The sequence below is a fragment of the Jeotgalibacillus sp. ET6 genome, from assembly GCF_029667115.1.
Lineage (GTDB): Bacteria > Bacillota > Bacilli > Bacillales > Jeotgalibacillaceae > Jeotgalibacillus.
The window spans coordinates 467,328-477,360 of sequence record NZ_JARUIU010000004.1; the positions used below are offsets into that span (position 1 = coordinate 467,328).

Here is a 10,033-nt window from a genome sequence, read left to right on the forward strand (position 1 = left end):
GACGGCTTTTTTGAAGGAGAGATCGAGCGAGGTGCCTCCTTTTGTTTTACTTGTGGCAGACAGCTTCGAGCTGAGTTTACAGAGGAAGAAATGGGGAGTTTTATAGCCGGACTGAATAAAAATCCTGAACAGCATACGGGCTACTTCGGAACAGAGGCAAAGGAAGTGATCGACACACTCAAGACTGATTTTTCAGATCTTGCATGTAAAGATTCCTTTGCTGTGTTAAAAGAAAATGGAAAGATCATCGCAGCCCTTGGAGCAGATTGGGACCAGGACTCAGCCACCGGTGAACTGTGGGGTCCCTACAGTCTCGCGTCTGGTGAACAATGGCAGAAGGATGCAAGCAGGCTTTGGAGAATCCTGCAGCACAAGATTAATCAAAATGGAACGTGGCACGGCTTTTATAATGTACAAAACCAGCAGGCCATTCAATGGATCAGCCTGTTAGGCGGAAAACTCAAAAGCCGGGAAGTCATTCTTCAGGTTCTACCTGAGGAATTAAAGCCAAGCGAAAAAGAAAGCGTAGAGGAGTTTACCGAATTATATACAGAAGAATTTAAGAGCTTGCATCTAAAGGTTTTTCCAGATAGCTATTTTTCCAGTGGTGATATTCTGAGCCGCAAAAACGATCGCAATCGTTTATTTGTAATAGAGAAAAATCAGCGGCTGGCCGGGTATGTGTATGTAGAAGCAAACCCATCTCACAATGAAGGTTCCATTGAATACATTGCGGTGAACCCTGAATTCAGGGGAATGGGAATGGGTGAGGCTCTTTTAAAACGGGCAGCAGCATTTCTTTTTCAAGACATGAATGCGAAAGAAATCTCCATTTGCGTCAATGCCGGGAATGAAGCGGCGATCCATTTGTATAAAAAAGTCGGCTTCAGCGAAAAGCACCGGCTTGAATTCTATAATTTTTAAAATAGAGACAACATGATTATTTCTCCAAACAAAAAGTATGGTAAAGTGAGGCAATCGTTTTTAATATGTAAAGTTGAAAGAAGGAAGATAGATGAAGCAGCATTATGGAGTAAGGTGGACTTTTTTTCTTACGGGTCTGGTTATTTTAGCGCTTGGAATTACGCTGACCATTAAAGGACAAAAGCTGGGCATCAGTCCATGGGATGTTCTGCATCTGGGTTTGTTTTGGCAGTTTGGCTTAACAGTAGGGACCTGGTCGATTATTATGGGGCTGTTAATTATTGCGGCAGTGGTTGTGATTACAAAAAAACCACCGCGAATCGGTGCCATTTTAAATATGCTGCTCGTCGGACTATTCATCGACATTTTCAACTGGATCATTCCCGAGCCTGAATCATGGGCAGGAATCATCGCCATCTTTTTACTCGGCATCGTCGTCATGGGCTGCGGAGTAGGAATCTATGTGTCTGCTAATCTTGGAGCGGGGCCAAGAGATTCGGTCATGATGTTAATTGTAGAAAAAACCGGCTGGAAAATCAGCAGGGTGCGAAGCGGAATTGAGCTCGTCGTCCTGGCAGCCGGTTTCAGCTTAGGGGGGCCAGTAGGTATTGGCACGGTGGTTGCGGCCCTCTGTGTCGGTTCAGTTGTCCATCTTTCACTGCCGCAAAGTCAGATGCTGCTTGGCCGGTTAACTCAAGAGAATCACTCAGCAGACGAGCCGCGTTTTGCTGGGAGAAAAGGCTGAAACTTCAGCATCAAACAACAAAATGATTGCCGTATTATCCAAGCAATCCAGTTGGAATAATGAATACACTTACTGTAGACTGAAGAAAATGTAATGTCAGGAGTGGTTCTGTGTACGATTTTATTCGGACGGATGAACAGCGCGCAATGGTTGAAGAGCTGAAGCGGCTGTTGCCCGCCTTTAAACAAAGAGAGCCGGAGTTAAGTAAACTTCATTCGGTGCCCACCGAAAATATAAAGGATCTTATTCATACAAACTATCATACATTAACGGTTCCTGAAGAATTCGGAGGCCAGGGCAAGGGGCTATATGACTTTATTTTAGCGCAGGAAACGATTGCAGGTGGAAGTGGCGCTACCGCTCTATCCATCGGTTGGCACGGAGGTGCTTTACTGGAATGGAGTGAACTTCGCCACTGGAAAGAAGACGCATTTTCCTGGCTTTTACCGAAAATTGCAGATGGAGCACTTATCAACACAGCAGCCACTGAAAAAGGAGCAGGAAGCCCAACCCGCGGTGCTTTGCCAAGGACAACAGCTGCTGAAAAAGAGGGTCACTGGGTGATCAATGGGGAAAAATCCTTTACCTCTCTTGCACCGCTAATTGACTATTTTCTGGTTACCGCGACGATTGCCGGCACCGAAAATGTAGCGACCTTTATTGTTCCAGGCACTGCAGAAGGTGTTTCCATTAAAGAAACCTGGGACAGTGTAGGAATGCGGGGGACGGCAAGTCATGATCTTGTGATGCAGGAGGTAATCGTTCAGAAGAATCATTTACTGAAGGAACATGCCGCTTTTAAACGTGCTGCTTCACCGGGCTGGCTGCTTCATATACCTGCCTGCTACATTGGCATTGCCGGTGCAGCAAGAGAAGAAGCGGTGTCGTTTGCTGCGGGGTATGTCCCTGCCTCATTAGGAGAGCCAATCGGAAATCTTCCGACCATTCAACAGCAGATTGGGGAAATCGATATTGAACTGACGAGCGCCCGGCAAATTCTGTATCATGCAGCGCTGGCCTATGAAGAAGCAGCTGACAAAGAAGGGGTAAAGGACCTTCTTCAATCTGCAAAAGTAACCATAACAAATTCAGCCATTTCAATAGTAGATAAAGCCATGCGGATTGTAGGGCCTTCAGGTATGTCAGCATCAAGTCCGATGCAGCGGTTTTACAACGACGTCAGAATGGGCATCCATAACCCGCCGATGGAAGACATGGTAAAAGCCTCTCTTGGCAGCGGGGCCATCAAATCCCATCAGGATCGTGATGTGTAAAGTGCAGGGAATTTAAAAAGCAAAATCATACGAAGATTAACGGGCGCCTTCATCGACGGATGAAGGCGCCCATTATTTTTCTTTAAAAGGCAGAAAGAGAAGTGCAAGAAAGCTCAACCAGTCTCTAGTAGCTTAAATTCCAAAAAAACTGAGCTGCTTCATTTATGTTTCCGAATCAATTCCAAGTCTGTTGAGCCCTGAGATCAGGCAAAGAAAATTGAAGTTTTTTCAATGGCAGCAGGAGTGGACATGATTGAATAAACGAAGGAAATTAAGACATTATCTATTGGTAGTATGATGTGAGCGGAGCGGAATGCGGCGACTCCTGCAGGATATGACGGCAAGCTGAGCCTTTACAGGGCAACGCCCTGAAATGGCTCAGCCCTCTCTGCGGAAAGCTTCCGACTGAAGAGCAGCGAACCGGTCAAAAGCTTTTTATTATGTACATTAAGGTGGAAACATTCCTGGACTATACTCTAAAAGTTAATCTGTATTGCCAGAAGCAGTTTCAAAATAAGTCTCATCGCTATTATTGAAAATTCTAATCACATCGTAATCTTTATCGGGCTTCACTTCATAGTACAATTGATTATCAATTGGGGATGAATAATCAGTCGTGGTATCGGTATCGTAGAAAAGGTTTAATGTGCTTCCATCTGCTTCTACTTTGAAATTAGTAAAGAACTCAGCCTCATCCCCCTGTTTAACGTTGAATCCATTTAAATAAACGATAATGGAATCATTCTCTTCATCGTTATATAGATGAACCCCGTTTTCATCCTTCACCATCGAAAAAAACGTCTGAACATCTTTTGTAAGTTCATTTTTTTCTTTAGCAGAATAGTTTAATTCCTCATTGTTATCACATGCATACAAAATTCCAACCGTTATCAATATGAAACAAATTGGTTTTATCAATGTGCTCCCCTGACGTGATGAAAATATCAACAGCCGACCTGTATGTGTTTCGACAGACAGGATCACATTTCCTTTTTTCACCATTAAATAATAGTTAAGATTTCTAATAATTTAACAGCATAAAGCTTCCTGTAGCTCATATACATTTAGGTAGATTGAATGGTATGGAGGGATGCAATTTGACCGGAAAAATCCGTCATTATTTCGCGGGTGGCAATACTGCAAAAGGGTTTCACCATTTTTTTGACTCAAATTTTGCCTCACTCAATAGATTATGGATTTTAAAAGGCGGACCTGGCACTGGAAAGTCAACACTTATGAAGCAGATTGGCCATATGTGGCTTGAAAAAGGATATGACGTAGAATGGATTCATTGCTCATCAGATCCTGATTCCCTTGATGGCGTAATCATTCCTTCTCTGAAAGTTGGTTTAGTAGATGGAACAGCACCGCACATCGTTGAACCCACTGCACCTGGCGCTAAAGAAGAATATGTGAACCTGGGCGAGGCATGGGAACGAAAAAAACTTGTTCAGCATCTTGAAGAAGTGGAACAATACAATAGAAAAATAGATGAATGCTATAAAGAGGCTTATTCAAGTTTTGCTGAGGCGCTGCTGATTCACGATGAATGGGAAGACATTTACATCGGAAATCTCGATCGAAAAGCAGCAAATCAACTTTCACAAAGCTATATAGACGATCTCTTTAGCGACGTCAGCCTGAATAAGAAGGCGGAGGTTAAACATCGGTTTCTGGGCGCTGCCACTTTTAAGGGAGCCGTCGATTATGTTCCGAACCTGACCTATGGACTTACGAAACGGTATTTTATCAAAGGAAGGCCGGGGACTGGGAAATCGACTTTCTTGAAAAAAGTGGCTAAAAAAGCCGAAAACCTGGGTCTTGATGTGGAGATTTACCATTGCGGGTTTGATCCTGAAAGTCTTGATATGGTGATTGTACGCGAGCTGGGGTTTGCGATTTTTGACAGCACCGCGCCGCATGAATACTTTCCCGAAAGAGACGGAGATGAAATTATAGACACATACGACAAAATGATTCGTAAAGGAACAGATGAAGAATATGAACTCATAATTCAGGAGATTCGCAAGCGCTACACAGATAAAATGAAAGAAGGAACAGCCAGTTTGAAAAGAGCAAAGTACTTGCATGATGAGCTGGAATCGATTTATATTCAAGCGATGAATTTTGAGCAAGTGGAAAAAATTCAGCAGTCCATCCATGAGCAGATATGTGAAATAGCTCAAACCCAATAGCCTGTTTAGCGGAGAAGCGTCCGTCTGAAGCGCAGCGAAGGGGTCAAAAAGCCTGAGACAATTTTGTCTCAGGCTGTATCTTTGTGCAAATTATTTTTTTCTGTTCCATGATTTTTGGTCATCTCATCGTTTGAAGCAGCTGCTGGTACGCTGTGGCTTCATCCATATTTCCTGTTTCACGGTAAAGAGTAAACAGCCATTTTACGGGAACGGGATCGTCCGGTTTCAGCTCCATTTCGTAGCTGAAGGAATCAATCGCTTCGCCTTTTAAGCCGAGGCTGTAATAAAGCTCTCCAGCCTGGGCCTGTTTGTCCGGGTCCTCAGCACAGGCGACGAGATTTTTGACTTTCTGATGAATGGGCAGGTGGCATTGTACTTCTTCTAAAGGCTGCAGCCAATTTAGTAAATAGGGAAGGTCATGTGTTTTGCTTAATACGGGTATGCAGGCGGTCAGCAAAAGATCCAGATCGTGTTTTTCATCTTTCAAAATCGGAATCAGCACCATGCTGAGTTGTTCAATCGGAAGGCTGTGGTCCCATTTAACAAGGGGAATGGCTTCTTTTACACTCCGGATATCCTGAGGTTCAAGGGGGAATGGATGCTCAATCAGCGTTGTCATGGCTTCTTCCCACTCTTGAAGGCGGATGCATTGTCTGAATGCTTCCTTATGGATATACGGACGAGGTGCTTTAGCCATGTGAAGCAGCAGATTTTTTTGCTCGTTTTGATCAAACAGCTTTTTTGCCTGGTCCAGGAAGAAAGGAAATGTTTCTTCTTGATCTGCGAGCTCATGTTCTTCCGTTATCAGAGCAAAGGCTGAGAGTGAGAAGGCTGGATTTAAGCCGTATGATTCAAGCCACTGATTGCGATGGTCAGAGCTGCTTCGTTTTTTCCAAAGCATCCACTCTAAAGTGGCAGGATCTGATTGAGCGAGTGAAGGGGATAAGGTTTCATACTTACGGTGGTAAGAAGAGAAAGAGGCATCCTGTTTGGTTCGGGCAACCCATTCATGTTCAGGGAATGTGTTCTCTAATGAAAGAAGAACTGAATAGGCTTTGCCCCATTTGCCATCCCTGCGGTAATCATAGTACGAATCACGCATGACTTTAAATAATTTTTCCTCCTGTATGAGGGCATCAAGACAGCTGAAGATAATTGAAACCTCCAGGGGAGAAAAGTGTTTTTTGCTCCAGGAAAGAAGCTCTGTCAACGAGCGGTTCTTAAGGGTTTCATGCTGCTCTGTAAGCTTTGAAGCAAGGGGATGCGGACATAAAAAAACAATTCCTTTTGTCATCGCCTGTTGAAGATAACTGCCTCGCTTTGAGCGGGTTACCTTTTTGGCGGCAAGGAATTGTTGCCTGTAAAAATATGCGTGATAAAGTGCTCCGTCAGCTGACCGGGCTTCTAAAATCATACAGGGAGAATGAAATGCCACTCGTGTGGGGGTGAGGCTGGTTTTGCGGTTGCCTTTTTCCATTAGGGTGATCGTGGTAAGACGGTTCATCCAAATCCCTCCTTTGATAAGTTAACCATATCACACTTACATAAAAAATAGGAAACTAAATGCTGGAAAACAAAATGACATAGGCGATAATTGTCCGTATCAAGTAAACATGTTAAACTGATTACGGGTAAAAAGAGCAAAATCGTGTAAAAAATCACCTTTACTGTATATGTCAAAAGGACAAATGTCCAATTCCCGAATAATGTAGGAGGAATGAAAATGGCTAAAATATTGAATCGATTTCTGGAAGACAATTTAAACGAACTGAAAGATCAAGGGCTCTACAATGAAATTGACCCTGTAGAAGGACCAAACGGGGCTAAAATTAAAATTGCCGGTAAAGAGCTTATCAATCTTTCATCTAATAATTATCTTGGCCTAGCGACGAATGATCATCTTAAAGAAATTGCAAAAAAAGCAATCGATCATTACGGTGTTGGGGCGGGAGCAGTCCGGACGATTAATGGGACGCTTGATCTCCATGTGAAATTAGAGGATAAGCTGGCTGAATTTAAAGGAACAGAAGCCGCAATCGCGTTTCAATCCGGCTTTAACTGCAACATGGCTGCCATTTCAGCCGTCATGGATAAAAACGATGCCATACTTTCAGATGAATTGAATCATGCTTCTATTATTGATGGCTGCCGTCTGTCACGCGCGAAAGTTATCCGCTTCAACCATTCAGATATGGAAGACTTGCGTGCAAAAGCAAAAGAAGCAACTGAATCTGGTCAATACAATAAAGTGATGGTCATTACAGACGGTGTTTTTTCAATGGATGGGGATGTTGCGAAACTTCCTGAAATTGTGGAGATTGCGAAGGAATTTGACTTAATCACCTATGTGGATGACGCTCACGGATCAGGCGTTATGGGTAAAGGCGCCGGAACGGTTAAGCATTTTGGTCTTGCCAAAGAAGTGGATTTCCAAATGGGAACCTTGTCTAAAGCGATTGGCGTAGTAGGGGGATATGTGGCAGGAACGCAGGATCTTATCGATTGGCTCAAGGTTCGTTCACGTCCATTCTTATTTTCAACTTCACTGACTCCAGGTGATACAGCAGCCATCACCGAAGCGCTGCAAATGCTGATCGACAGTACAGAGCTTCATGATAAGCTGTGGGAAAACGGCGATTATTTAAAAGCGGGATTGAAAAAGCTTGGCTTCAATATTGGGGACAGCGCCACACCGATTACACCTTGTATCATTGGCGATGAAAAGCTGACCCAGCAATTCAGCAAGCGTTTAAGCGAAGAAGGAGTGTATGCTAAATCCATCGTATTCCCTACCGTTCCAAGAGGTACAGGACGTGTTCGGAATATGCCGACTGCAGCCCATTCTAAAGAAATGCTTGACGAGGCACTGGCAGTTTATGAAAAAGTAGGGAAAGAATTAAAGATCATCGAATAAATTATTGAAGATCAAGCAGCTTTTTCAGCAGCATGATTTTACAGAGAAAACAACAGCCTTGCGTACAAATGAAAGGATCCTTTTATTTGTACGCAAGGGTTTTTAACGTGGACTAGATTTTGCTGTAAAACGGCAGGTTATCATTTTAGAACTCTATTTCCAATAAAAAAATATTTTATTTGTCCTTCTGGTATAAACATTTAGTGGTGAATATGATAGATTAAAGGTGGATATATCATTTAAAACCGCTCATTGTATTCCTATGAAGGACAGTTGTCCTTTCCGTAGGAAGACATGCTTATGATATTTGCAAGAGGAGGATGAAGTCATGAAGAAAATATTAGTAACAGGAGCACTTGGACAAATCGGCTCTGAGCTGATCACCAAGCTTCGTAAGGAATATGGGGCAGATTCAGTCATTGCTTCAGATATCCGCTCGGCTGACAATGAAGTAGTCAATGGAGGACCATTTGAACTTCTTGATGTGACAAACGCTGAGCAAATGAATGCCATTGCGAAAAAATATAATGTGGATACGTTAATGCATATGGCTGCTTTGCTGTCAGCCCGTGCAGAGCAAACGCCGCAGCTTGCCTGGAACCTGAATATGGGAGGTCTTGTCAACGCGCTTGAAGTAGCACGCGAACAAAATCTTCAGTTTTTTACTCCAAGCTCCATCGGTTCATTTGGTCCGGACACACCTAAAGCAGGCACGCCTCAGGATACATTGCAGCGTCCGACTACCATGTATGGGATTAATAAAGTAGCAGGAGAACTGCTGTGTGACTATTACTATAGCCGTTTTGGCGTAGATACGCGAGGCGTTCGTTTTCCTGGATTGATTTCATATGTAACACCGCCGGGTGGAGGAACAACAGATTATGCAGTTGAGATCTTTTATGAAGCATTAAAAGGCGGACGGTACACTTCTTTCCTTAGAGAAGGAACGTACATGGATATGATGTATATGCCAGATGCGCTTCAGGCAATTGTTGATTTAATGGAGGCGGATCCTTCAAAGCTGATTCATAGAAATGCCTTTAATGTAACGGCCATGAGCTTTGAGCCTGAGCAAATTGCTGCTGAAATTAAAAAGCATCTGCCGTTTTTTCAAATGGACTATAACGTGGATCCTGTCCGCCAGGCGATTGCCGACAGCTGGCCGAATTCAATTGATGCATCCGCTGCTCGGGCAGAGTGGGGCTTTACCACCACCCATGATCTCACATCCATGACAGAAGATATGCTGAAGAAGCTAAAAACAACGATCATGAGCTAATAAAAGAGGTTGCAACAAAACGCTAAAAAGTTTAAAGAATGTGTAAGTATTTATCAATAGTATGAGGTGAGCGGAGCGAAAGGTGGGACTCCAGCAGAATATAACGGTTGCTTAAGACTTCGCAGGGCATCGCCCAAGAAGGTTTTGCCCCGTCTCTGCGGAAGCGTCCGCCTGAAGCGAAGTGAATCGGTCAAAGAGCTTGAGACATTTTTGTCTCAAGCTTTTTTATATGATTCAGCAAAAAATGTCCTATAAAAATAGGCAATATTTAAATTAGAGTTAAATTAAACCAATAATTTTCATTTCCTTCTTTTACTACAAAATTCGACATGTTATGATGGAGTGGAGCACATTGTTCTTTACTAAGTACGAAAACTAAAACAGCATGATGGGCAGGTGTTATATTCCTTGCATTCCTATACATTGACTCATATCAGAACTCTTCTTACACTTTTTATTCTCATAGTGGTTATTCAGGTTGCACTAATGGTTTCAAGTTTAAATAACTTTATAAATCAACTAAACCATCAAATTATAGAAATCCTTCTTTTACTATTGCTGATCTCTGCAGCAGCTCTCATCCTTTATCAATATACCAAAGTAAAAAAATTCTTTGGAGAATTGGAGAGGAAGAATTAAAAATGACGGCATTGATGCAATCGATGCCAGATTTTGTATGCTTCAAGGACGGCCAGGGACGAT

Annotated in this window: 8 protein-coding genes; 6 read left to right on the forward strand and 2 right to left on the reverse strand. The window is 43.0% G+C overall.

Annotated elements, in window-relative coordinates:
* The first annotated feature begins 90 nt into the window (after nucleotides 1-90).
* From P6709_RS13690 to P6709_RS13700, 3 genes are all read left to right on the forward strand, one after another.
* The gene (locus P6709_RS13690; protein WP_278241484.1) at nucleotides 91-924 is read left to right on the forward strand and encodes a GNAT family N-acetyltransferase; all 834 of its coding nucleotides are present in this window, start codon (nucleotides 91-93) and stop codon (nucleotides 922-924) included.
* A 91-nt stretch (nucleotides 925-1,015) separates the two neighbouring features.
* Nucleotides 1,016-1,669 (forward strand): YczE/YyaS/YitT family protein, encoded by a 654-nt coding sequence (locus P6709_RS13695; RefSeq protein WP_278241485.1) that lies wholly within the window; start codon nucleotides 1,016-1,018, stop codon nucleotides 1,667-1,669.
* A 110-nt stretch (nucleotides 1,670-1,779) separates the two neighbouring features.
* Nucleotides 1,780-2,943: an acyl-CoA dehydrogenase family protein gene (locus tag P6709_RS13700; RefSeq protein ID WP_278241486.1), complete on the forward strand. Its 1,164-nt coding sequence runs from the start codon at nucleotides 1,780-1,782 to the stop codon at nucleotides 2,941-2,943.
* A 483-nt stretch (nucleotides 2,944-3,426) separates the two neighbouring features.
* Here P6709_RS13700 and P6709_RS13705 read toward each other — a convergent pair whose 3' ends face one another.
* The gene (locus P6709_RS13705) at nucleotides 3,427-3,861 is read right to left on the reverse strand and encodes a hypothetical protein (RefSeq protein WP_278241487.1); all 435 of its coding nucleotides are present in this window, start codon (nucleotides 3,859-3,861) and stop codon (nucleotides 3,427-3,429) included.
* A gap of 179 nt (nucleotides 3,862-4,040) precedes the next feature.
* Here P6709_RS13705 and P6709_RS13710 point away from each other — a divergent pair, with 179 nt between their 5' ends.
* A complete protein-coding gene (locus P6709_RS13710) occupies nucleotides 4,041-5,138 on the forward strand; it encodes a PRK06851 family protein (RefSeq protein ID WP_278241488.1) in 1,098 nt (365 codons plus the stop codon).
* 118 nt (nucleotides 5,139-5,256) lie between these two features.
* On the opposite strand, the gene P6709_RS13715 is transcribed toward P6709_RS13710, so the two are convergent.
* A complete protein-coding gene (locus P6709_RS13715; RefSeq protein ID WP_278241489.1) occupies nucleotides 5,257-6,642 on the reverse strand; it encodes a hypothetical protein in 1,386 nt (461 codons plus the stop codon).
* Between the two features lie 219 nt (nucleotides 6,643-6,861).
* Between P6709_RS13715 and P6709_RS13720 the strand changes: the two genes are divergently transcribed.
* Together P6709_RS13720 and P6709_RS13725 are read left to right on the forward strand one after the other, a co-directional pair.
* On the forward strand, nucleotides 6,862-8,052 hold the full coding sequence (locus P6709_RS13720) for a glycine C-acetyltransferase (protein ID WP_278241490.1): 1,191 nt from the start codon (nucleotides 6,862-6,864) through the stop codon (nucleotides 8,050-8,052).
* A 328-nt stretch (nucleotides 8,053-8,380) separates the two neighbouring features.
* Nucleotides 8,381-9,331 carry an L-threonine 3-dehydrogenase gene (locus tag P6709_RS13725; RefSeq protein WP_278241491.1) on the forward strand — a complete coding sequence of 317 codons (951 nt, stop codon included), beginning with the start codon at nucleotides 8,381-8,383 and terminating at the stop codon, nucleotides 9,329-9,331.
* Nucleotides 9,332-10,033 lie beyond the last annotated feature (702 nt).